This window comes from Silvimonas soli (genome assembly GCF_030035605.1).
Lineage (GTDB): Bacteria > Pseudomonadota > Gammaproteobacteria > Burkholderiales > Chitinibacteraceae > Silvimonas > Silvimonas soli.
The window spans coordinates 2,562,442-2,585,127 of record NZ_CP106736.1 but is presented as its reverse complement, the minus strand read 5'-3'; the positions used below and the strand labels follow the sequence as shown (position 1 = coordinate 2,585,127).

The 22,686-nt window shown below is 59.3% G+C and carries 16 protein-coding genes; 13 read left to right on the top strand and 3 right to left on the bottom strand.

The features are described from left to right. Window positions 1-54: 54 nt before the first annotated feature. The 3 genes from N7220_RS11900 to N7220_RS11890 all read left to right on the top strand — a co-directional run bounded on the left by N7220_RS11900 (window position 55) and on the right by N7220_RS11890 (window position 2,119). Window positions 55-792 carry a MotA/TolQ/ExbB proton channel family protein gene (locus tag N7220_RS11900; protein ID WP_283147737.1) on the top strand — a complete coding sequence of 246 codons (738 nt, stop codon included), beginning with the start codon at window positions 55-57 and terminating at the stop codon, window positions 790-792. A 6-nt stretch (window positions 793-798) separates the two neighbouring features. Then, a complete protein-coding gene (locus tag N7220_RS11895) occupies window positions 799-1,218 on the top strand; it encodes an ExbD/TolR family protein (protein WP_283147736.1) in 420 nt (139 codons plus the stop codon). A 190-nt stretch (window positions 1,219-1,408) separates the two neighbouring features. After that, window positions 1,409-2,119, top strand: coding sequence for a DUF899 family protein (locus N7220_RS11890; RefSeq protein ID WP_283147735.1), 711 nt, complete (start codon window positions 1,409-1,411; stop codon window positions 2,117-2,119). Window positions 2,120-2,126: 7 nt separating this feature from the next. On the opposite strand, the gene N7220_RS20775 is transcribed toward N7220_RS11890, so the two are convergent. Further along, window positions 2,127-2,387: a YkgJ family cysteine cluster protein gene (locus N7220_RS20775; RefSeq protein WP_390901494.1), complete on the bottom strand. Its 261-nt coding sequence runs from the start codon at window positions 2,385-2,387 to the stop codon at window positions 2,127-2,129. Window positions 2,388-2,706: 319 nt separating this feature from the next. Between N7220_RS20775 and N7220_RS11885 the strand changes: the two genes are divergently transcribed. The 5 genes from N7220_RS11885 to N7220_RS11865 are packed head-to-tail and all read left to right on the top strand — an operon-like array spanning window position 2,707 to window position 10,132. Then, entirely contained in the window at window positions 2,707-4,752 is a 2,046-nt protein-coding gene (locus N7220_RS11885) for a DUF2298 domain-containing protein (protein WP_283147734.1), read from the top strand. A gap of 4 nt (window positions 4,753-4,756) precedes the next feature. Then, window positions 4,757-6,781, top strand: a complete 2,025-nt coding sequence (locus N7220_RS11880) for a DUF2298 domain-containing protein (protein ID WP_283147733.1) — start codon at window positions 4,757-4,759, stop codon at window positions 6,779-6,781. A gap of 24 nt (window positions 6,782-6,805) precedes the next feature. Then, entirely contained in the window at window positions 6,806-7,792 is a 987-nt protein-coding gene (locus N7220_RS11875) for a glycosyltransferase family 2 protein (RefSeq protein ID WP_283147732.1), read from the top strand. Window positions 7,793-7,802: 10 nt separating this feature from the next. After that, entirely contained in the window at window positions 7,803-8,810 is a 1,008-nt protein-coding gene (locus N7220_RS11870) for a lysylphosphatidylglycerol synthase transmembrane domain-containing protein (protein ID WP_283147731.1), read from the top strand. Beyond that, the gene (locus N7220_RS11865; protein WP_283147730.1) at window positions 8,807-10,132 is read left to right on the top strand and encodes an NAD(P)/FAD-dependent oxidoreductase; all 1,326 of its coding nucleotides are present in this window, start codon (window positions 8,807-8,809) and stop codon (window positions 10,130-10,132) included. The genes N7220_RS11870 and N7220_RS11865 overlap by 4 nt, the downstream gene beginning before the upstream one ends. Window positions 10,133-10,173: 41 nt before the next feature. Here the strand turns inward: N7220_RS11865 and N7220_RS11860 are convergent, their stop codons facing one another. Beyond that, window positions 10,174-10,740, bottom strand: a complete 567-nt coding sequence (locus tag N7220_RS11860; RefSeq protein ID WP_390901493.1) for a YidB family protein — start codon at window positions 10,738-10,740, stop codon at window positions 10,174-10,176. 386 nt (window positions 10,741-11,126) lie between these two features. On the opposite strand from N7220_RS11860, the gene N7220_RS11855 reads away from it, so the two are divergent. The 5 genes from N7220_RS11855 (at window position 11,127) to N7220_RS11835 (ending at window position 21,069) form a co-directional block, all read left to right on the top strand. Continuing rightward, on the top strand, window positions 11,127-11,519 hold the full coding sequence (locus tag N7220_RS11855; protein WP_283147728.1) for a response regulator: 393 nt from the start codon (window positions 11,127-11,129) through the stop codon (window positions 11,517-11,519). An 85-nt stretch (window positions 11,520-11,604) separates the two neighbouring features. After that, window positions 11,605-11,967, top strand: a complete 363-nt coding sequence (locus tag N7220_RS11850) for a response regulator (RefSeq protein WP_283147727.1) — start codon at window positions 11,605-11,607, stop codon at window positions 11,965-11,967. A gap of 69 nt (window positions 11,968-12,036) precedes the next feature. Continuing rightward, the gene (locus N7220_RS11845; RefSeq protein ID WP_283147726.1) at window positions 12,037-12,549 is read left to right on the top strand and encodes a chemotaxis protein CheW; all 513 of its coding nucleotides are present in this window, start codon (window positions 12,037-12,039) and stop codon (window positions 12,547-12,549) included. Window positions 12,550-12,713: 164 nt separating this feature from the next. After that, window positions 12,714-14,885 (top strand): methyl-accepting chemotaxis protein, encoded by a 2,172-nt coding sequence (locus N7220_RS11840; protein ID WP_283147725.1) that lies wholly within the window; start codon window positions 12,714-12,716, stop codon window positions 14,883-14,885. Window positions 14,886-15,093: 208 nt separating this feature from the next. Continuing rightward, the gene (locus N7220_RS11835) at window positions 15,094-21,069 is read left to right on the top strand and encodes an Hpt domain-containing protein (RefSeq protein WP_283147724.1); all 5,976 of its coding nucleotides are present in this window, start codon (window positions 15,094-15,096) and stop codon (window positions 21,067-21,069) included. Between the two features lie 457 nt (window positions 21,070-21,526). Here N7220_RS11835 and N7220_RS11830 read toward each other — a convergent pair whose 3' ends face one another. Further along, window positions 21,527-22,615, bottom strand: coding sequence for a citrate synthase (locus N7220_RS11830; RefSeq protein ID WP_283147723.1), 1,089 nt, complete (start codon window positions 22,613-22,615; stop codon window positions 21,527-21,529). Window positions 22,616-22,686: the final 71 nt, after the last annotated feature.

The following is a 22,686-nucleotide window of genomic DNA, read 5'->3' as shown; positions in this document are numbered from 1 at the left end:
ACTCGACTCACGCCACAGCGAGATCAAACACTCAAATAGACAGGAGCCTCATCCATGCAACCGCAACAGTTCAGCCTTGCCCACCTGTGGGCTCAGAGCGATTTCGTCACTCATGCCATTGCCACCATCTTGTTGATCATGTCGATTGCCAGCTGGTATGTGATCGTCACGCATGCTTTCCGCCTCGTGGCCAATCGCCGTCGCGCGGCCGCCGCGCACGACTTCTGGCATGCCCACCGCTTTGACGAAGGTCTGGCGCAACTGACCGGCAAAACCCAGGACAACCCGTTCCGCCTGCTGGCACTGGAAAGCCAGGCCGCTGTGGCACACCACCGCGACAACCAGGCTGATCTGCACGGCCAGCTGGCACTTTCTGACTGGTTGATCAGCAGCCTGAACGGCGCGATTGAAGAAGGCACCGAGCGCATGCAACGTGGCTTGTCGATCCTGGCATCGGTCGGTAGCACGGCGCCGTTTGTGGGCTTGTTCGGCACTGTTTGGGGCATCTATCACGCGCTGATCGGCATCTCTGCTGCCGGCGCGGCCAGCATCGACAAAATTGCGGGCCCGGTGGGCGAAGCGCTGGTGATGACCGCGTTTGGTCTGGCCGTGGCGATCCCGGCTGTGCTGGCCTACAACGCGCTGGTACGCGGCAATCGTTCCATTACCGGCAAGCTCAACCGTTTTGCCCAGGACCTGCATGCCTACTTTGTGACCGGCGCCCCCGTGGCCCGCGATCAATCCCGCCCGCAACTGGCGGTGGTGAACGGTCAGTCCAAACACGCGGAGTAAGGTCAGATGGCATTCAGCAAATCAATCGGTGGCGACAACAGCGAAGTCATGAGCGAGATCAACATGACTCCGCTGGTGGACGTGATGTTGGTGCTGCTCATTATCTTCATGCTCACCGTACCGGTACTGACGCACGCGGTGAAAGTGAACCTGCCGCGCGCCGCCAACCAGCCGGAGGTGGTCAAACCGGCGTCGGTGAATATCTCGGTGACGGAAGATGGCTCGGTTTTCTGGGACGAAACCAAATTGAGCGAAGCCGAGTTCAAAGAACATCTGGCCGCCGCAGCAGCCAAAGACCCGCAACCGACAATCCGCCTGCGTGGTGATCGCAAAGTTCAATATGAATACGTCGCCAAAACCATGGCGGCAATTCAGCAATCAGGCATTGAGAAGCTGGGCTTTGTTACGGAGCCGGGCGCGCAGTAAGCCGCTCTCTTGCAGCAGACTCGCCAAAAAGGCCGGATCACCATCCGGCCTTTTTGTTGGCCGCAAACACGTCATTTGCCAGCGCATGCCTACCCCGCTGACCGTGCAGCGGGCGCAATCAGGCGTTACCAGCCACAACCCCCAAAGGCCAGGCCAGGATCACAGCTGCGATCACCTCATGGAGACCTCCATGAATCAACCTCAGCTCGTCCCCGCCACCGAACTGGCACAATCCCCCCGCCGTTTTCCCGGCGAGACCCCGGAATACCGCCAGGCGCGTAATGCCCTGCTGGCTGAAGAAATCGAACTGCGACGGCAGATCGAACGCGTCGCCGAGCAACGCCGCGCTTTGCCAGCAGGTGGTTTGGTACCAGAAAATTACCGCTTTGAAAGTATCGATGGCCCAGTCACCCTCAGCCAGATTTTTGGCGAGCATGACACCCTGATCGTCTACAACTGGATGTTCGGCCCCCGGCGCGAACGTCCCTGCCCGATGTGCACCTGTTTGCTCAGCGCTTGGGATGGCGAGATGCCCGACATCTTGCAACGCGTCGGCTTTGCCGTCTTCGCCCGCGCGCCGATTGAACGCATGGAGGCATTCAAACAAGAACGTGGCTGGCGACATCTACGGTTGTATTCATCCGTCGGCAACAGCTTTAACCGCGATTACATCGGCGAAGACCCGGCTGGCGACGACGTGCCCGGCTTGAACGTATTCACCCGCTCGGGAGATCAGGTTCGCCATTTTTATGGCGATGAAATGGGCTTTGAAACCGCCGATCCCGGCCAGGACCCACGCGGTGCGCCGGACCTGATGCCGCTGTGGACCATCCTCGATCTGACGCCTGCCGGTCGCGGGAAGGATTGGTATCCGAAACTCAGCTACGACACTGCCCGTTAGCGCCGCGTTACGGCGCAGTGGCGGTTTCCAGCTGCGCCAGCCATATCAACGCCCCAGCACGCGAGTCGCCACACATCTGGGCTTCTGGCTGCAGCCCGCCGCAAAAGGCCGGGCGTTCGGGTTTGCCGAATACCGCGCAGCGATAATCGGGCAGCAGATTTACACACGGAACTCCAGCGGGCTTGCCGTTTGGCATGCCGGGTAAGGGGCTGGTGATTGAAGGCGCAATGCAACAGGCACCGCAGCCGGGACGGCAAGATAAAGTCATGGCCCGCATTGGAACCGCCGTTCAGCCTTGTGGCAAGCGCCATCCGTCCTTTTACGGTGACTTGCCCTGCAATTGGCAAGTTCTGGCATAGTAAGCTGCGCAACTTAAAACAAGCTTGCCGGTTGCATGTTCCGCTACCGCGCAAAGCATGATAAAACGCCGGACGCACCCAAAAATCACGGGCGCAACCGGAATTCCGCTGCCGCCATCTCCCGCCTCGATTAACCCGCCTCTGCCTGGGTGTTGCGTGGATACCAACGCCAGCCGGTCTTCCAGTTGTTGATCCCAACAGCGATCCGGTACCCGGAGGAGGGAGACCATGGGCCTGATTGCCCTCGCACTGACGCTATTGATTCTGTTCATTAATCTGGCAGGACTGGCGCAGTGTTTTGAACGTCGCCTGGGCGATATCGATCTGGCGCGCGCCACCGGCGTGCTGCTGCTGTGCCTGGCGCTGTTCTTTGTTGAACACTTTGCCGGGCTGGGGCATCTGGCCTGGCTGTGGCCCATCTGCACCGCGTTGTCAGTGTTGACGCTCAACAAGCGGCTGGCGGACGCCGCCTGGTGGCGCGGACAACTGCCCTTTGCCTGCGCATTTCTGTTTGCGCTGGCCTGGCGGTTTGTCTTTCCCGATCTGGATGCCCAATCCGAGCATCTGACTGACCTGTACTTTGTAGCCAACTATCTGCCCGGCTCTACTTTGCCGCCGCCGGATCAATGGCTGCCGGGTTATCGCTTCGATATCTATTACGGCTTTCTGCATTACGCCACCGCGTTGCAGGGACGGTTTCTGAATCTGGATGCAGGCCGGGCGATGAACCTGGGCTTTTGCACCACCTTCGCCTTTACCGCCAGCTTGGCCTGGAGCCTCACCGGGCGCTTCTTGCAACGTCGCGCCGGACGCTTGCTGGTGGTCGCCGCGCTGACGGTGGGCGGTACCGGCGTCGCGCCGCTGCTGCCGCTGATCTACGATCTGCCCTCCACCAACGCCCAGCAAGCTGATGGCAACGCGGTAACGCTGCTGTGGTCCAACACCCGCTTTACCGGTTTGTATGATCAGCAAGTCAATACCGAACTGGGCCGTGCGCTATTTCCGGCGCTGACTCCCGAGCAAAAGCCCACATCGGACTTTGAAACAAGGGATTTGCCGCTGGAAACCATCTCTTATTACACCTACCTGGGCGATCTGCATCCGCCAGTCGGTGGCTTTGCATTGTTGTTGTTTGTGCTGGCGTTGATTGGCGCACTTGAGCCTCGCCGCGCGGACAACTCTTCCGAAAACACCGAAACGGATGCCTACGGTTGGCGTGATGAAACCGGCGTGTTTCTGCTGGGCCTGAGCCTGCCGCTGTTATTGGCGCTCAACCCGTGGACGCTGCCATTGCAGGCGCTGTTGATTCTGGGCTGGTGCGCTTATCGCTGGCGTAGCGGCTTGCCGGTGTTTTGGCGGGCCTTGCTGGGTGGCGCGGTTACCGCAGGCGTGCTGATTTACCCATTCCTCGCGCATTTCGCCCCCAACGCGGTACCGACGGCCTTTGCCCTGGTTACCAGTCTGGATCACACCCCGATCCGCCAGTTCATTGCAGTGTGGTGGCCGGTGCTGGTGCTGGCAGGTCTGGGCCTGGCCAGCGGTCGGGATGATCGGCGCAGCTGGTGGGCAGCCTGGGGCGTTTTGATCCTGCTGATCATCACCGAGATTTTCTTTATCGATGACCCCCTGGGCGGCAAGTACAACCGCTTCAATACCACGCTCAAATGGTGGTCGTGGTTGTTCCCGGCAGGCATTGCCTTGCTGGGCACTCTTACCTTGGCATCCAGCCGAAAATGGATACGCAGCGTGGCATGGCTGCCACTGCTGGCGACCTGCCTGTATGTTATTCCGCAAGCGCAGTACTGGATCAATCACCCGAAGAATCACGCGGGACGACTGGCGGGCGATGCCTGGCTGGCGGACGATCCGGGCCAACGCGCCATTCTCAGTTATCTACGCAGCGCGCCAAAGGGCCTGGTGATGGAAGGGCTGGATGGTGGTTCATACACGGTGCATGGCGCCTTTGCGCTGCACAGCGGCCAGCCGTCGGCGTTGGGCTGGCCAGATCATGAAGGCCTGTGGCGCGATCATCCGTGGTTTATCAACCGCGACGCCGACTATATCCGCGCGTTGTACCACGGCGGTTTGCCCGATGCGGCGCAGTGGCTGGCCAGCCGCAAAGTGCGCTACGTGGTCTGGAGCAGCTACGACCAGACGCGCGACCCAGGCGCCTTTGCCCGCATGCAAAGCTTGCTCGCCAGCCGCTATATCTGGCGTGGTTTATCCAACAACAACGGCATTGAATTCGGGCTGTGGGAATTGCGGGGCCAATAACACCATGACGATGATTTTCTTGTTGGGCAGCCTGATTTTACTTTGGCTGCACCTGGCCGGGCTGACGGCCACGCTGGGCCACTGGTTGCCGTATCCCATCGCCCGCGCGGTGGGCGTGCTGGGCGTTACATTGGTGTTGTGCGCGCTGGAACACTTTGTGGGTCTGGGCCAGATTGGCTGGGCGTGGCCACTGACCAGCGCGCTGGCACTGGGCGCGCTGTGGCTGCAAAAGATCGAATGCCGCAGCGCCGCCTTCAAGGCATCCGAGCGGGTGTTTGCAGCAGCGTTTATCTACGGTCTGGCCTGGAAGTTTGTACTGCCTTCCATTTACCCGACCTCCGAGCGCGTGACCGATCTGTACTTCATGCAGAACTATTATCCAGGCGATACCTTGCCGCCGCTGGATATCTGGTATCCGCCGCATCATTTCGATTTTTACTACGCCTTCCAGCACTATGGCGCGGCGTTGATGGGCCGCTTGTTCAATTGGCAGCCGGGTTTTGCCTACAACATCGCCTTTGTGCTGGTCATGGCATTGTCGCTGTCGCTGGCCTGGGATTTCGCCAGCCGCTTCATCTCCCGCAAAGCCCCGCGCTTGCTGCTGATTGCGGCTTTGGCGCTGGGCGGCACCGGCATCACGCCGATCATGCATCTGGTGGCCGACCCCAACCCGGCCACGCCGCCGGATTGGGTTGCCAACGATTTCATGTGGGGCAGCGCGCGCTTTATCGGTAACTACGAATTGCGCATCAAGGACCAAGGCACCACGCTGGGTCGCGCTTTGTTCCCGCCGCTGACTGAGGCCAACAAACCCACGCCGGATTTCGAAACGCGTGAAATCCCGATGGAGAACTTTGGCTATCAGTTCTATCTGGGCGATTTCCATCCGCCGCTGGGTAGTTACTTCTTGCTGTTCCTGGCACTGGCGCTGATCGCGTGGCTAGAGGCACCGGCCATTGCGGGCGCAGTCGCCCTGTCGCCGCGGCTGGGGCAAGCTTTGCTGGCAGGCACAGTGCCGGTCATGCTGATCACCAATACGTGGATTTTTCCGTTCTCTGCCGTATTGCTATTGAGCTGGATCGGCTGGCGTTATCAGCAGAAAAATCCGCCAGACTGGACGGCGATCATCGGTGGCGGCTTGCTGAGCGCATTGCTGGTTTATCCGTATCTGAGCGGGCTGGCCAATCAGGCCATCAACACGCCGATCTACCCTGTACGCTGGATGGATCACACCCCGGTGTTGCGGTTTATCGCTTTTCTGTGGCCCATGCTGGTGTTGCTGGGGCTGGCCCTGCTGGAAAAGCGCGCCCGTCCGCTGGCTTTGATGCTGGTTATTGCCTTTGGCGCCATGCTGGTGATCTCCGAATTCATCTACGTGCAGGACCCTTCCGGCGGCAAGTTCATCCGCACCAATACCACCATGAAATGGTGGGGCTGGATGTACAGCGGTGCGCTGCTCACGCTGGGCACCATGGCGTTAGCCAGTCAACGCAAGGTAACGCGCTGGATTGCCTATGCATCGCTTGCACTGACCTGCACTTACGCCTGGGACACCGCTAATTACCTGATGAGCACCGGCAAAGCCGACGCGGGTCATCTGGAAGGCTCACGCTCGTTCCTGAACGACCCACCGATGCGCGATATGGTCGGCTACCTCAAGAACGCGCCACGCGGTGTGTTGCTGGAGAACTGGTATGGCGACGCGTATACCAACCAGACACTGGTGGCGCTGTTCTCCAACCAGATTTCCATGCAAGGCTGGCCTAATCACGTCAGTCTGTGGCATGGCGCACCGCGTGATGTCTGGATGCAGTCGGACAAAACCAAGGCGTTTTACCACGGCACTTTCCCGGAAGCGCTCGATTGGCTGGCACTGAATCACGTGCGCTATATCGCTTGGACGCGTGCCGAAGCGGGCATGGGTTTACCAGCGTGGCAGAACATCAATACTGCCATTGGCAGCCAGTACAGCTGGCATCCGTTCTATGCCGATGGCGGCTCGCAAGTTGGCCTGTGGATCAAAAAGTGATCAAAAAGTGACCGGACCTCAATCATGACGCGCTCGCTCATTTCAATCGTGGTGCCTTGCTACAACGAGGAAGAAGTCATCGGCGAAACCATCCGCCGTCTGAATTCCTTTTGCAGCGAGCTGACTGATCTGGATTACGAACTGGTGTTCATCGACGACGGCAGTCGCGATCAAACTCGCGTGTTGCTCAAAGAGATCGCCGCCACCAATCCAAACGTGCGCCTGCTGGCCTTCGCCCGCAATTTCGGCCACCAGATTGCGGTTTCGGCCGGGCTGGATGCCGCACGCGGCGATGCCGTGGTGTTGATCGACGCCGATCTGCAAGACCCGCCCGAGCTGATCCACCAGATGATCGCCAGCTGGCGTCAAGGCTACGACGTGGTTTATGGCACCCGCACCGAACGACCGGGCGAATCGGCTTTCAAGCTCTCCACCGCCCGCACTTTCTATCGCCTGCTGAACAAGCTGTCAGATGTGCCTATCCCGCTGGATACCGGTGATTTCCGGCTGATGAGCCGCAAAGTGGTGGACGTGCTGCGCGCCATGCCGGAGCGCGACCGCTTTGTGCGCGGCATGGTCAGTTGGGCGGGCTTCAAACAGGTCTCCCTGCCCTACGCTCGCGCCGAACGTTTTGCCGGTGAAAGCAAATACCCGCTGCGCAAGATGATCCGCTTTGCCAGCGACGGCATTTTGTCGTTCTCCAGCAAACCCTTGCAGTTGTCGATTGGCGTAGGCATGACCGCTGCCGCGTTGGCGCTGCTGGGCATTCTCTATGCCATCGGTTTACGGCTGTTTACCGATATCTGGGTCGAAGGCTGGACCGCCTTGATGATCGCCGTGCTGTTTATTGGTGGCGTACAACTGGTGTGCGTCGGCATTCTGGGCGAGTACGTCGGCCGCATTTACAGCGAAGTCAAACGCCGCCCTTTGTACGTGGTGGACGAATATATCGGCTATGCCGGCACCGATGGCCCGCAGAGCAGCCGCAGCCCGGTAGTGGATCGCAAATAATGAGCCGTCAATGAATTCGAAATCGCTAGTTCGGCTGTTGCTGGGCGCGCTGTTGGCAGTGCTGTTCACGTGGCTGATCGTCCGCCAGATCGACTGGCATGGTTTGGTCGCAGCCCTCGCCGCCACGCAATACGCCTGGGTACTGGCCGCACTGGGTGCGTTCTGCGTCGGGTATTCGTGTCGCATTGCGCGCTGGCGTTCCATGCTGGCCAAAGATGTTCCCGGCATTAGCTGGTTCACTTGCGCCGGTCCGTTGCTGGCCAGTTTTGCCGCCAACAACGTATTGCCGTTTCGGGCTGGGGATGTGTTGCGCGCGTTCGCCTTTAACAGCCGTCTGGGGACTACCTCCGGCACGGTGCTGGCGACGTTGTTTGTCGAGCGCTTGCTGGACCTGTTGATGGTGCTGGTGTTGCTGGGCGCCGCGCTAACTGCTTTCAGTCTGAACGCCGCCAGCTTTGCCGGTGTGGGCGCGGGTTTTCTGTTTGCTTTGGCGCTGGCGATTTTTGGCGTACTGGTGTTTCCGCAAGCGTTCTCGCCGCTGGCGCGTGGCGTCACTGCGCTCATCGCCCACTTCGCGCCAGGCATTGGCGAAAAGCTGCGCGCCGAGGTCAACAAAGGTCTGGCCACACTGGCGCATCTGGCCAAAGGCGGCAGCATGTTGCGGCTGGTAGGCTGGTCGCTGACGGCATGGCTGGCTGAAGGTTTTGTGTTCTATTTTGCCGGGCTGGCGCTGCCGGATCTGATCGCCCCGCAAGCAGGCTGGCTGGCCTTGCCGGTGGGCACGCTGGCCACGCTGATCCCCTCCACGCCCGGTTATGTGGGCACCTTTGATTACTTCACCGTGCACGCGATGACGGCGCTGGCAAATTCCACCGTCGCCGCTACTGCGTTTGCCTTGGTCGTCCATCTGTTGTTGTGGCTGCCGCCCACCATTTTGGGCGGCCTTTATCTCGTCGTTAACCCGCTGGCCCGCGATATTCGCGCCGCAAAAGAACAAGAAAGAGAAGAAGAACAATGACCGCGCTACCCACTACCACTCGCGTTGCCGTGATCGGCGGCGGTTTTACTGGTCTTGCTGCCGCTTATGAACTGGCCAAAGCGGGCATCGACGTCACTGTGCTGGAAGCGGACAGCGAAATCGGCGGTCTGGCCGGAGCGTTTGATGTGGCCGGTGAAAAGCTCGACCGCTTTTATCACCACTGGTTTACCAATGACCGCGAAGTGATGCAGCTGATTGATGAGCTGCATCTGAACGAACACGTAGCGATCAACCCCACCAATACCGGCGTGTGGTTCGCCAATCACTTCTTCAAACTCTCCACGCCGGGCGATCTGCTGCGCTTTACGCCACTGTGCTTTACCGACCGCATCCGGCTAGGCCTGTTGGCCCTGCGGGCACGCAAGGTCAAAAACTGGATGGAGCTGGAAGGTAAAACTGCCGCCGAGTGGCTCAAGGAGCTGGGCGGCGAGCAGGTTTACAAGGTGGTGTGGGAGCCGTTGCTCAAGGGCAAATTCGGTCCGGTGGCCGACGATATCTCCGCCGTGTGGTTCTGGAACAAGCTCAAGTTGCGCGGCGGTAGTCGTGGCAAAGGAGGCGAAGAACGGCTGGCCTATTTCAAAGGCGGCTTTGTGGCGCTGGCTGAATCACTGTCCATTCAACTCAAGCGTCTGGGCGGGCGCGTGCTGACCAATACGCCAGTGCAACGTTTTGAGCGCATCGACGGCAAGTTCCATATCGAAACCCCGGCCGGTTTGCTGATTGCCGACGAGATCATCGCTACGCCGGCGTTGCCGCTGATTGCCGGGATGATCCAGCATTGGGCTGCGCCGGATTACCTGGCCAAGCTGAACCGCATCCACTATCTGGCCAACGTATGTCTGGTGCTGGAACTGGACCGCAGTTTGTCCAAAACCTACTGGCTGAACGTGAATGACCCGACCTTCCCGTTTGTGGGCGTGATCGAACATACCAACTTCGAGAAAGCCGAGACTTATGGCGGGCGGCACATTGTTTATCTCTCCAAATACCTGCCGCATACCGACGCGCTGTATGCCATGAGCGCCGATGAGGTGCTGGATTTCTCCATCCCTTATTTGCAAAAGATGTTCCCGGAATTTACCCGCGACTGGATCCTGCGCCATCACGTATGGAAGGCGCGCTGGTCGCAGCCAGTAGTTGAAAAACACTACAGCCAGTTGATTCCGCCCGAACAAGGCCCGGTGCCGGGCATGACGCTGGCGTCAATGGCGCAGATTTACCCGGAAGATCGCGGCACCAATTACGCCATTCGCGAAGGACGCAAAACGGGCCGCGCAGTGGCGGCCCGTTTGCTGGCATAAAGACATCGGGTGCCTGCGCGGCGCCCGATGTCTTTGCGCAATCAACCGAACAACTTGCCCTTCAGGATATCCAGTCCGGATGACAACAGGCTGTCCGAGCTAGGCAATTCGCCATTCGGTGTGAGCGTATCCACCGCTTTAGGCAACAATTGCGAAAGATGGCTGGCCGCTTCTTGCGGGTCCACGCCCAGTTTTTGCGCCACGGCGGCAACGGTATCGCTGCCCAGTACCTGATGCAGCTGATCTGCCGAAATAGGCAGATTCTGGCCAGAGCTGATCCACGACTGCGCCACTTCACCCAGTCCGCCTTGCTGGAACTTGCTGATCAGGCCACTGATACCACCGCTCTGATCCAGCAGCGTTTTCAATGCGCCCGCGTTGGCCTCATCGCCACTTGAACCGCCCAGCATGCTGCCAATTTGATCGATCAAAGACATGATGACTCCTTGCGTTACGTTGGAAATATTGTGATGGTCGCCGCTTGACCCGGCCTTTACCGATTCTCGAGCCAGGCAGCACGGGCGAAAGAACAACCTTTGAATCCCGAAAGGTATGAATTGGGGAGAAGGCAGATGGGCAGTGGTTTTACCCGACTTGGGCAATATCACCGCGAAAACAGGCGCCAGACTGATTCAGATCAAATGCTTTCATACGATCATATAAGGAAAGCAATAATCAGAATTCAACCCGCCCGGCGCGCTTTTCCGCCAGACGTCGCTGCGTTACTGCCGCGTGTCACCCAGTCAGGCAGAAAACGCAGAAACTCTTGAAAATCACAGGCTTTTCGGGTTCGGGATACCGGATATCACGCTGGCTGCGCCGCTCGCAACACCGTGCGCGCATTAGCCTTGTCTAATTCGAGAATGCGCCGGTATGATCCTCGACACATCATGCCCATCGCCTGTTCAGAGTGCGCTGAGTCGCGTTGTAAGCAAGGCCCAAAAGCGTCGGAACGACCGCACCCAAGTTGTTGCAGTATCAGGAGAGAAACACCATGCCCAGTCTTACCGGGGTCAAAGTGATGGTGATTGACGACAGCAACACCATCCGTCGTAGTGCAGAAATTTTTCTCGGGCAGGCCGGTTGCGAAGTCATCCTGGCAGAAGACGGTTTTGACGCGCTGTCCAAAGTGAGCGACCACAACCCCGACGTGATTTTTGTGGATGTGATGATGCCGCGGCTGGATGGCTATCAAACCTGTTCGCTGATCAAGAAAAACCCGAGATTCAAAGCCACGCCGGTGATCATGCTGTCATCCAAGGATGGCCTGTTTGATCGTGCCCGCGGGCGCATGGTGGGTTCGGATGAATATCTGACCAAACCATTTACCAAAGACAGTTTACTGACTGCCGTCGACCAGCACGCCAAGGCGCGGCAGCCAGGTTAATCGTTGTTTAGTTGTTGCCTGGCCGGCCCCAAAATCCCGGCTGGCATGTAATACCCGGAACACCTCAAAAACGGAACCCAGTCTCATGTCTATCAAAAAAGTGCTGATTGTTGATGATTCTCCAACCGAGCGTCACTTCCTCGGCGAGCTGCTCAGCAAAGCCGGATACCAGGTGTTGACCGCCGAATCAGGCGAAGAAGCAGTAGGCAAGGTTAAAGAAATCATGCCCGACCTGATCTTGATGGACGTCGTGATGCCAGGCATGAATGGCTTCCAGGCAACACGCCAGATTTCGCGTGATGAAGTAACGAAACATATTCCGATCATCATGTGTACCTCCAAGAACCAGGAGACCGACATGGTGTGGGGCAAGCGACAAGGCGCGGTGGAATACATCGTCAAACCGGTCGATCCGCAAGAGCTGTTCAACAAGATCGCCGCACTGTAAGCAGATTGGCGACTCACTTGGCCAGACTAAAACAAGCAGGCTAAGAGCAAGATTCCGGGGGGAATGAACATGGCCAAGCGCATCAGCTTGCGCGAGTACCAGGAAGGGGTGGTTGCGCGCCTGAAAACGGCGGCATCCGCCGAGCATGTCGACGCCCATCTGGGCGTGCGCATTGGCGATGCCAACTGGCTGGTGGATCTGGCCGACGTGGCCGAGGTCATGCCGGTGCCTCAGGTATCTGGCGTGCCGCTGGCGCAGCCCTGGTTTCGCGGCGTATCCAATGTGCGGGGCAATCTGGTCAGCGTATCCGACATTTCTGCATTTTTTGGCGGGCCGACACTCACTACCAGTGCTGCGGCGCGCCTGATTTTGTTGCACCCGCGCCACATTTTGCACTCGGCAGTGCTGGTTGATCGCATGCTCGGTCTGAAGCATTTGGCCGATATGCAGGGCGAGGCGACGCAAAGCCTGCATCCGTGGGCGCAAGCGCAGTTCCGCGATGCTGCAGGCGGACAATGGCAAACCCTGGATGTAGCCCGTCTGGCGGTCGACCCACATTTTCTACAGGCCGGTGTGAACTGACAGCGCCCACTGCCTGCCCGGCACACCGGGTGGCGTGGACAAACGCTGCAAGAACAACGGATTATCACGCATCACTAATTGCATAATTCGCGCAAGCGACTGACGTGAAACGCGCACCACAGAGCGCGTAGGCGGACAGGGGCAGTATCAGGGAGAAGCACCAAATGGCATTGAAAGCGGATGGCCTGAAGGGTTTATTTGGCCGCAAGAACAAGTCAGTTGACGCGTCTGGCGCCAAGCTGGACTCAGCAAAAACCACGTGGATTCTGGAAAAACTGCGTTTGCCAGAAGGCAACGAAGATTCCGTTCTGCGTCCGGTTCCACTGATTGGCCACTTGCCGGCGCGCCAGCAAGTGGCGTGGTTGCTCGGTACCGTGGGTGTAGCCGGTGTCGGCGCCGCGCTGATTGCCTTCTTCGCTTTCCAGGCTTCTGGTGTGAACGCGGAACGTCGTTCAACCGCTACGGAAATGCAGATGTTGTCGCAGCGGATCGCGCGGGCATCCACGCTGGCAGTACGGGGTGACCCGGAGGCCTTCAAGATTCTGGAAGACGCCTATGGTCGTTTCGACAAGGATTTGATGAGCCTGTCCGGTCACAGTCTGTTTGGCGTGTTTGTGCGTAACCCGTCCGGCACGCTGGATGCGGTGGATCAGGTCTGGACCCAGTCTTTCCGCCCCAACCCCAGCCGCCCGACCGTTGACACCATCATCAAGCAAAAGCAGCCGCTGATTACCGTGGGCAAGAGCGTTGCCGGTATTAACGAGAACGATGCGCGCTTGCTGGAACTGACTCAGCAATTTGCCGCCATGTTGTCGGAAGGCGGTGGCACAGTGCACGAACTGGACTACGCCAACCAGCTGGCCATGTTGTCGCAGCGTATGGCCAAGAACGCCAACGCCCTGCTGGCCAGTGAGTTGATCAACCCGGAAACCGTGTTCTTGCTGGGTAAAGATACCTCGACCTTCGGCGACATCATCACCGGCTTTATTGATGGCAGCGACGAGTTGCAGATTCGCCCGGCCAACACCTCGGCCATGGTGAGCAAGCTGCAGGAAATCCGCACTTACTTCACCCGCTTCCAGACGGTGGTGACGTCCTTCTCGCACAACATGCAGCCAATGGTGAACACGCGTCTGGCCAACCAGACCATCGTGCGTGATTCCGAACCGCTGCTGAAGAACTCCATCGAACTGGCCAGCGTGTACGAAAACACCGCCGGTAGCGTGCTGGTGACGGTGCTCGAATTCTTGTTCATCGGCACTGCGCTGGCTGCGCTGTACTTCCTGCAACGCGTGTACAACCAGGATTCGGTACGTCGCCGCTTGCAGATCGAAGGCGAAAACAAAAAGAACCAGGAAGCGATTTTGCGCTTGCTGAACGAAATGTCCGACCTGGCCGACGGTGACTTGACCGTGCGCGCTTCGGTGACTGAAGACTTGACCGGCGCGATTGCCGACTCGATCAACTACACCATTGAAGAGCTGCGCTCGCTGATTACCGGTATTAACCGGGCAACCGATCAGGTGGGTCAGGCCACCGGCGAAGCGCAAGGCGTGTCGACCGAACTGATCGCGGCGGCGGATCGCCAGTCGCGCGAAATTGTCAGCACCAACCAGACCGTTGAACAGATGGTGCGCTCGATCCAGGACGTTTCTGCCACCGCCAACCAGTCGGCTGAGGTTGCGCAGTCCTCACTGGCTGCTGCTGAACAGGGCGCCTCTGCGGTAAACAACCAGATCAAGGGCATGAACGAAATTCGCGAACAGATTCAGGAAACCGCGAAACGGATTAAACGTCTGGGTGAATCGTCACAGGAAATTGGTGAAATCGTTGAACTGATTTCCGACATTACCGAACAGACCAACGTGTTGGCGTTGAACGCGGCGATTCAGGCGGCGGCGGCGGGTGATGCCGGTCGCGGCTTCTCGGTGGTTGCGGAAGAAGTTCAGCGTCTGGCGGAACGTTCCGGCGAAGCGACCAAGCAGATCGGCGCGATTGTGAAGACCATTCAGACCGATACCCATGACGCGGTAGCGGCGATGGAAGTGTCCACACAGGGCGTGGTCGAAGGGGCCAAGCTGTCTGATGCGGCCGGTCGCGCACTGACCGAGATCGAACGCGTTACCCGCGATCTGGCGGTGCAGATTCAGTCGATTGCGCAGGAAACCGAAGGGCAAGCCGCACTGGCCGCCCGCGTGAATGCCTCCATGCGCGACATTTTGTCGGTGACCGAACAAACCTCCGCCGGTGTGAAACAGTCTGCGGTCGTGGTCGGTCAATTGAACGGACTGGCAGAAGGGCTGAAGAGCTCGGTGTCCGGCTTCAAACTCAACTAAACATCGGGCGTATTGCACCCGCGTAACCCCTTGGTGCTTCCATGCAGCATCGGGTTGCGCGGTGCCTGGCTCCACAGCATTAATTTTGAGGGGCTGACAAACCGCAATGACCATTTCGCCCTGCCCTGCGCTGTACTTTGCCAGGTTCAGTCAGCGCGCGACGGTCAGCGCGAGAATGTCGGCCCCTTGAACGAACCGGGTCATCCTCATGAGCGTGCATACCGAATTCGATCAAGGCTCCCTGATCTGGGTCAAGGGAGAGCTTGAACAAACCTTGAGCCGTGCGGCCGAGGCGCTCAAGCAGTTTGGCAGCGTCCAGGACGCCGCTCTGCTCAAGCATGCGCAAACCCATCTGCACCAGGCCGTAGGCGCCTTGCAAATGGTCGAACTACAAGGCTTGGCGCGTTATTGCGAAGAAGCTGAACTGCTGGTTGCCAGCGTGGCCCGTGAAGAAACCGGCAACCACGCGCTGGAAACCGCCATCGCCGTTACCGCAGATACGATCAGTTATCTGGAACGGATTTCTGCCGGTGCGCCGAACGTACCGCTGGTATTGCGCGAACAACTGTCCAAAGTAGCGGCCATGCGTGGCCACACCATCAGTGGCGCCGAACTGTTCTTTCCGCAGTTGGGCCAACTGGTGGTACCGGCTGACTTTCCGCACCATGCCGTAGCCGAAGCCGATGTTCCGGCCTGGGTGAAACAGCAACGTACTCGTTATGAATCCGGCCTGCTGCGCTGGCTGCGTGCCCGCGATGCCGCGGGTGCTACCGCCATGGCCAAAAGCCTGACCGAACTGGCCAGCGCCCAAAACAATATGCTGCCGCGCGCCTTCTGGTGGAGTGCTGCTGCGGTGGTCGACGCATTGCCAAGCAACGACAACACGCCGGATCTGGACCCGCGCCTGCTGCTGATGCGCCTGAACCTGCAACTGCGACGACTGGCCGACGGTTCCAGCCGCGTTGCCGAGCGCTTGTTCCGCGACTTGCTGTATCTCTTGGCGCATGACCGCAGCCAGAGCCATCTGGCACTGCGCCTGAAACAGGCTTTCGAACTGGAAGGCATGCTGGCCGATGCTGGTGCCAGCACTTTGTCGCCGCAAGCCCAGGCCCGCGCGCAAACGGCCCGTGCCCTGCGTGAAGAACTGAGCAACGCCAAAGACCTGTGGAGCCGCGTGGCCGCTGGTCAGCAAGATCGCCTGCCGCAACTGGCCAACGACATCAATCGCCTGGCCGCGCATTGCGAAGAGCTGGATATCCCTGGCCTGCAAAAGCTGTGGCAAGGCGTATCGGGCGTGTTTGAACGTTGTGCCGGTCGCGGCATCAGCGAGCCCGAAGCGCTGGAACTGGCCACTGCCCTGTTGCTGGCCGACAGCGCCCTGGCCATTTACCCGCAGCAATCGTCAGACTTCCCGCCGCAAGTCGATGCCATGTTGCAGCGCCTGGCTAACCCGGCCATGGCCGCAGAAATCGATCTGCCGCAACTGGATGCCGTCAGCCGCGAAGCGCAAGAAAAACTGCTGGTCGCGCAATTGGCGCAAGAAATGCGCAGCAACCTGCGCAATATTGAAGACACTCTGGACGCCTTCTTCCGCGACCCAAGCCAGCGTGCCGCGCTGACCGGTCTGGATGGCACCATCAATCAGGTGCAAGGCGCCCTGATGATGCTCGATTGCCAGGATGCAGTCTCGCTACTGCTGGCCTGCCACGAACGCGTTCACGCGTTGGCCGCCGCCACCGAAGATCCGCAAGCCGCCGAGCTGGAAGAACTGGCCGAAGCGTTCTCCACCATTGGCTTCTATGTGGATGGGCTGGAACAAGGCCGCGACGATGGCGCCACGCTGTTGCGCCCGATGCTGACCCGCCTGACTGGCATTGCGCCGGCACCCGTTGAGCATGCTGAACTGGCTGCTGCGCTGGAAGCCGAGCCGCCCATGGGCGAAGCCGCGAGCGCCGAGCCGGAACACATCGAGATCAGCGAACCGGTAGAAAGCCGGCCACTGCCCGCATCCGAAGAAGCGGTCGATGCCGAGTTGCTGGAAGTCTATCTGGAAGAAGCGGCCGAAGTGCTGGCCACCATTTCCAGCCAGCTCGATATCAGCCGTCACGCGCCGCACGATCGCGAATCGCTCACGGTGATTCGCCGTGGTTTCCACACCCTCAAAGGTAGCGGTCGCATGGTCGGTCTGTTCAACCTGGGCGAAGTAGCCTGGGCCATTGAACAGGTCATGAACAAATGGCTGCAAGCCGAAACGCCAGCCACACCGGAAGTTCTGGCTCTGGTCGGCGACGCCCACGATGCCTTCCGTGGCTGGGTGGCGCAGTTGTCCGAAACCGGCGGCGCGCAAGTAGACCCAAGCGTACTGACGGCCCGCGCCGAAGCGCTCAAGCAACAACTGGATCACGGTACTGCGCTGGCTGCGCCGTCCGTTGCGCCTGTGGTCCATGCACCGGTAATTGAACCTGTCGCCACTGAGCCGCAGATTGCAGCTGAACCCGTCGTTGAGTCCGTAGAAGAAGACACACTGACCGTCGATATGGCGGGTGAGCCGGTTGTCGAAGTCGAAGCCGACGATATCCAGATTGGCGATGTCGCGGTGTCCCGCACCTTGTTCGGCATTTTCTGCGACGAAGCGGCGCGCCATCTGCAGACACTCACGCAAGGTCGCACTGCGCTGGAACAAGGCGACGCACAGCCGCCCGCGTTCTTGCTGGCCGCACATACCTTGGGTGGCATTGGAGCCACTGCCGGCTTCAGTGGCCTGGGCGATCTGGCATATGCGCTGGAACAATCGCTGCAAAAATCCAACCCAGACGCTACCGAACCGCAAATTGCTGCCGTGAACCGCCTGGAAACCATGCTGCAGGAGATTTTTGCGCAGCGTGACCCAGGCACCGGCACCGCAGAAATCGCCGCGTTGGCCGCCAGCGACGAACCGCTGTCGATTTCGCTGGATGAAGAAATTTCTTTCGGCGCTTTGCCGCAAGATGGTGCCGAGCTGAATCTGGACGAACTCACGCTGGATGAAGTCGAGCCAGCGCAGGCCGAGGCCAGCCACAGCGTAGCCAGCGCCGATGCCTTGTCGCTCGGCGAGATCAATCTGGATGAGTTCGAGCTAACCGAACCTGACCATGACGAACTGGCCGCTCTGGCGCTGCTGGATGGCGCTGAGCTGGATGCGGACGGCGCTCCGGTGGAACTGGATCACGCCCTGCACTTCGCGGCGCCCGCCACTGATGAATCGCTGGAACTGGATATCGGCGAGCTGTCGCTGGACGAGCTGAACCTGGATGATCTGGGCGAACTGGACGAACTCAGCGCGCCTGAATCGGTTGAGCCTGTGGCTACGGCAGACGCGCTGGTGGTTCCTGAAGCCACGGAGTTCACCGAGCTTGCAGATCACTCAGCGGCTGAAGCGGCTGAACACGAAATTGTCGATGCCACTGAAACACCGGAGTTTGCCGACGAGCTGTTGCTGACTTCGTTCCCGCAAGCACTGGAAGAGCACGCCGCCGAGCTTGATCACGTTGCTTTGCATGAAGATACGTTGGCAGAAGCTGACGCACCGGCGACTCACGGCACAACCGTCGTTGAGCTGGTCGCGACGAACGCTACCGACACCGTTACTGCTGAACACGTCGAGCCGGCAATTGCCGAGGTGGCTGCGGAAGAAGAAGCGGTTGCTGAAGAAGCGCCGCTGGAAGCCGTGGTCGCCGATGCCGAGCCAGAAGTCGTCGAAGAACCTGCCGCCGAAATCGAACCGGTAACGGTGGATGAGGTGACACCTGCGATCAGCGAATTGCTGGCAGAGCCTGCAGCAAGCGATCTGGTCGTCGAAGATCACACTTCGCCCGAACTGGAACAACTGCTGACCCCGTTGGCCATTGCGCATGACTCGCTGCCCGAAGTGCTGCTGGGCATGGGTCACTCGCTGACCGAACGCAAAGCCGAGCTGGATCAAACACTGACCGATGAAATTGACGATCAGTTGCTGCCGGTGTTTGTGGAAGAAGGCGATGAGCTGCTGCCGCAAATCGGCGGCGCTCTGCGCGGCCTGCGCGAAGGCGAGGCAGAAGACGCCGACAAGCTCAAACGCATTCTGCATACCCTCAAAGGTAGCGCACGGATGTCGGGCGCGATGCGCATGGGTGAGGCGACTCACCGCATGGAATCACGCCTGCTGGCGAGCGGGGCGGCCGTATCCGGCCCGCTGGTCGATGAGCTCGAAGCCGACTATGACCTGATCAACCTGTTGTTCGACGAACTGGCTGGCCGTACGCCCAAGCCGTCTGATGTGGTTGGGCAAAGCGCGCAGGCTGTTGCCGCTACGCAAAACCGCACTGCGCAGCAACCATTGCTGGCTGCCGCGCCGGATGCCGAAGGCAAGACCACCATTCGCGTGCGCTCTGAACTGGTCGACAATCTGGTTAACCAGGCCGGTGAAGTGTCGATTGCCCGTTCGCGCATCGAATCGGAAATGCTGGCGCTCAAGAGCTCCTTGCTGGATCTGACCGAAAACGTGACGCGTCTGCGCACGCAAATGCGTGAACTGGAAATCCAGGCCGAATCGCAAATGCAGGCGCGCACGCGTGAATTCCAGGAATCGAACCAGTCGTTCGACCCGCTGGAATTCGACCGCTTTACCCGTCTGCAGGAAGTCACCCGTTTCATCGCCGAAAGCGTGAACGACGTGGCAACCATTCAGCATAACTTGCTGAAAAACGTGGATGAATCCGCCGCCGCGCTGACCGCGCAGGCCCGGATGACCAAAGAACTGCAACAAAGCCTGATGCGCGTGCGCATGGTGCCGTTCTCCAGCATCTCTGACCGTTTGTATCGCCTGACCCGCCAGACCGGTAAAGAGGTGGGCAAGAAGGTCAACCTGGAATTGCGCGGTGGTCGCGTGGAAATTGACCGTGGCGTGCTGGAAAAAATGGTTTCGCCATTCGAGCACATGCTGCGTAACGCCATTGACCATGGTCTGGAAACACCGGAAGAACGCGCTGCCGCTGGCAAGAGCGAGTTTGGTGAAGTCCAGGTTGAAGTGCGCCAGGAAGGCAACGAACTGGTAGTGATGCTCAAGGATGACGGCAAAGGCCTGAATATTGAGCGGATTCGCGCCAAGGCGCTGGAACGCGGGCTGATCGAAGCCGGTGTCACCGTGGCTGACCGCGATCTGATGCAGGTGATCTTTGAGCCAGGTTTCTCCACCGCTTCTACCGTGACGCAGATTTCCGGTCGCGGCATCGGCATGGACGTGGTGAAGAACGAAATCGGTAACCTCGGTGGCCGTATCGACGTCGATAGCGTCACCGGCGAAGGCACCAGCTTTACCATTCACCTGCCGCTGACCCTGGCCGTAACGCAAGTGCTGCTGATCAAGTCCGGTGATCATCAATACGCGATTCCGTCGGTGATGATCGAACAGGTACAGGAACTGAAGCAAGAAGCCTTGGCTCGCTTGTACGAAACCCGTTCGCAAGACTGGCTCGGTGGTCGCTATCCGTTCTCGTACTTCCCGCGTTTGCTGGGTGACGGCGCGAGCATGCCGGAAACCAAGCGCTTCTCTACCGTGCTATTGCTGCGCTCCGGTGCCAACCGCATGGCGTTGCACGTGGACGAACTGGTGAAGAACCAGGAAGTGGTGGTGAAATCCATCGGCCCGCAACTGGCGCGGATTCCAGGCGTGGCCGGTTCCACGGTGCTGGGTAACGGCGATATCGTGCTGATCCTGAATCCGCTGGCCCTGCTGGCACGCGGTGAAGTGGCGACTCAGCAAGCCGGTGCGATCTCGATTGCGCCGGAACAACTGCAAACCACACCGGTGGTCATGGTGGTGGACGATTCGCTGACCGTGCGCAAGATCGCCAGCCGCTTGCTGACCCGCGAAGGCTTCCAGGTGCTGACCGCCAAAGATGGCGTAGACGCCCTTCAGCAGTTGCAGGACATCAAACCGGCGGTGATGCTGGTGGATATCGAAATGCCACGGATGGATGGCTTTGAGCTGACCCGTAACGTGCGCGCCAACGATGACACCCGCCACATTCCGGTCATCATGATCACCTCACGTACTGCCGACAAACACCGCAACTACGCGGCCGAGTTGGGTGTGAACGTGTTCATGGGCAAGCCGTATCAGGAAGACGAGCTGATGGCGCATATCCGTAGCTTTATTCCGGCCTGATCTGATTGATCTGATTTGTGCAGCTGAACCAACAACAAAGCCCCGCAAGGGGCTTTGTTGTTTTCAGGGACTTGTCTCAGTACTTAGGACTTGAGCAACCCCGGGCAGGGCTACGCATCCCAATTCGTCATCCCCGCACAGGCAGGGGTCCAGCGACGATGGTTAGCGAAGCCTCTGGATTCCCGCCTGCGCGGGAATGATGAGGCATCAGGGTATTCTTGCGACATGGTCTGACCACCGTCTTCCTCAACTCTTCCGGCTGCGTAGGGTGAGTGGAACCTGCCCAAGAGCGTCCCTTGGTCTGCGACATCACCCGCGATTACATGCCGAAACGTAGGGTGGATTCGGCCCAGGAAACCGGGACAATCCACCATGCCACGGCCAATGCCACACCTGAGTTCGCAGATGTTGGAGCCACAATGACAGATGGTTACTGCCCTGCCGGGCTATGCCGAATCTATCCAGCTTCTGACCATTCACTCGCTGCCACGGCCTGCGGCATGGGCCCGATATATTCCGAAGCGGGTCGTAACAAGCGTCCATCCAGTTGCTGTTCACAAGCATGCGCGATCCAGCCCGCAGTACGGGCAGCGGCAAATACGGGCGTGAATCCGGCTCGCGGGATATCCAGCGCTTCCAGCAACAACGCGGTGTAAAACTCGGTATTCACATCCAGCCGCCGCCCGGGTTTGTGTCTGGCCAAGGCCACCAGACCCGCTTGTTCCACCGCTTCAGCCAAGGCGATGCGGTTATTGCGACCACGCAGCGCGTTCACGGCTGCTTTCAACACATCGGCTCGCGGATCGCGCACCCGATAGATGCGGTGCCCGAATCCCATCAGCCGCTCGCCCCGTGCAATAGCCGCATCAATCCACGCCGGAGCTTTGTCCGCCTGGCCGACGGCATCGAGCATATCCAGCACTGGCCCTGGTGCGCCGCCGTGCAATGGCCCTTTTAATGCGCCCATTGCGGCCACCACGGCCGAGACCAAACCAGCGCCAGTTGATGCAACTACCCGCGCGGTAAAAGTCGACGCGTTCAAACCGTGATCCGCCGCCGCGACCAGATAGGTTTCAAATGCCTTAACTTCGGCCGCATCTCCCGCTTTGCCCCGCAACATGCGCAGCAAATCAGCAGCGTGGCTGAGCGCGGCATCGGGTGCCAGTGCGGGCAGGTTTTGCGCGCTGCGGATGCTTGTCGCCATGGCAACACCCGCTGCCGCCAGCAACAGACTGGCATCAGCGGGCTCATCCGGCAGTAACGCCAGCAAGAAACGCATGCCTTCAATGGCCGACATGCCATTCAGCGTGGGCAGCAGCGGAGAAAAATGCTGCCACGCCCGCATCCGACCACGACCCAGATCGGCGGATAAATCCGCGGCATGCGGCACCAACTCGCGCCACAGCAATGCAGTGACTTGCTCAAAACGCCACTGCCCGGCCAACGTTTCCAGTTCGTGGCCGCGCAAAATCAAACGTCCCGCCTCACCGTCAACGTGACTCAAGCGCGTTTGCGCGGCGATGATCCCATCCAGTCCCACTGCCATTATTCATCTCCTTCAAATACATGCAGACGTGGACAGCTTATCCATACATTGATTTAATAAAAATATTGAAT

Bases quoted from the DNA above. Each gene is read 5' to 3' on its own strand.
- N7220_RS11900 (WP_283147737.1), top strand. From the start codon at position 55: ATGCAACCGCAACAGTTCAGCCTTGCCCACCTGTGGGCTCAGAGCGAT.
- N7220_RS11895 (WP_283147736.1), top strand. From the start codon at position 799: ATGGCATTCAGCAAATCAATCGGTGGCGACAACAGCGAAGTCATGAGC.
- N7220_RS11890 (WP_283147735.1), top strand. From the start codon at position 1,409: ATGAATCAACCTCAGCTCGTCCCCGCCACCGAACTGGCACAATCCCCC.
- N7220_RS20775 (WP_390901494.1), bottom strand. From the start codon at position 2,387: ATGACTTTATCTTGCCGTCCCGGCTGCGGTGCCTGTTGCATTGCGCCT.
- N7220_RS11885 (WP_283147734.1), top strand. From the start codon at position 2,707: ATGGGCCTGATTGCCCTCGCACTGACGCTATTGATTCTGTTCATTAAT.
- N7220_RS11880 (WP_283147733.1), top strand. From the start codon at position 4,757: ATGACGATGATTTTCTTGTTGGGCAGCCTGATTTTACTTTGGCTGCAC.
- N7220_RS11875 (WP_283147732.1), top strand. From the start codon at position 6,806: ATGACGCGCTCGCTCATTTCAATCGTGGTGCCTTGCTACAACGAGGAA.
- N7220_RS11870 (WP_283147731.1), top strand. From the start codon at position 7,803: ATGAATTCGAAATCGCTAGTTCGGCTGTTGCTGGGCGCGCTGTTGGCA.
- N7220_RS11865 (WP_283147730.1), top strand. From the start codon at position 8,807: ATGACCGCGCTACCCACTACCACTCGCGTTGCCGTGATCGGCGGCGGT.
- N7220_RS11855 (WP_283147728.1), top strand. From the start codon at position 11,127: ATGCCCAGTCTTACCGGGGTCAAAGTGATGGTGATTGACGACAGCAAC.
- N7220_RS11850 (WP_283147727.1), top strand. From the start codon at position 11,605: ATGTCTATCAAAAAAGTGCTGATTGTTGATGATTCTCCAACCGAGCGT.
- N7220_RS11845 (WP_283147726.1), top strand. From the start codon at position 12,037: ATGGCCAAGCGCATCAGCTTGCGCGAGTACCAGGAAGGGGTGGTTGCG.
- N7220_RS11840 (WP_283147725.1), top strand. From the start codon at position 12,714: ATGGCATTGAAAGCGGATGGCCTGAAGGGTTTATTTGGCCGCAAGAAC.
- N7220_RS11835 (WP_283147724.1), top strand. From the start codon at position 15,094: ATGAGCGTGCATACCGAATTCGATCAAGGCTCCCTGATCTGGGTCAAG.
- N7220_RS11830 (WP_283147723.1), bottom strand. From the start codon at position 22,615: ATGGCAGTGGGACTGGATGGGATCATCGCCGCGCAAACGCGCTTGAGT.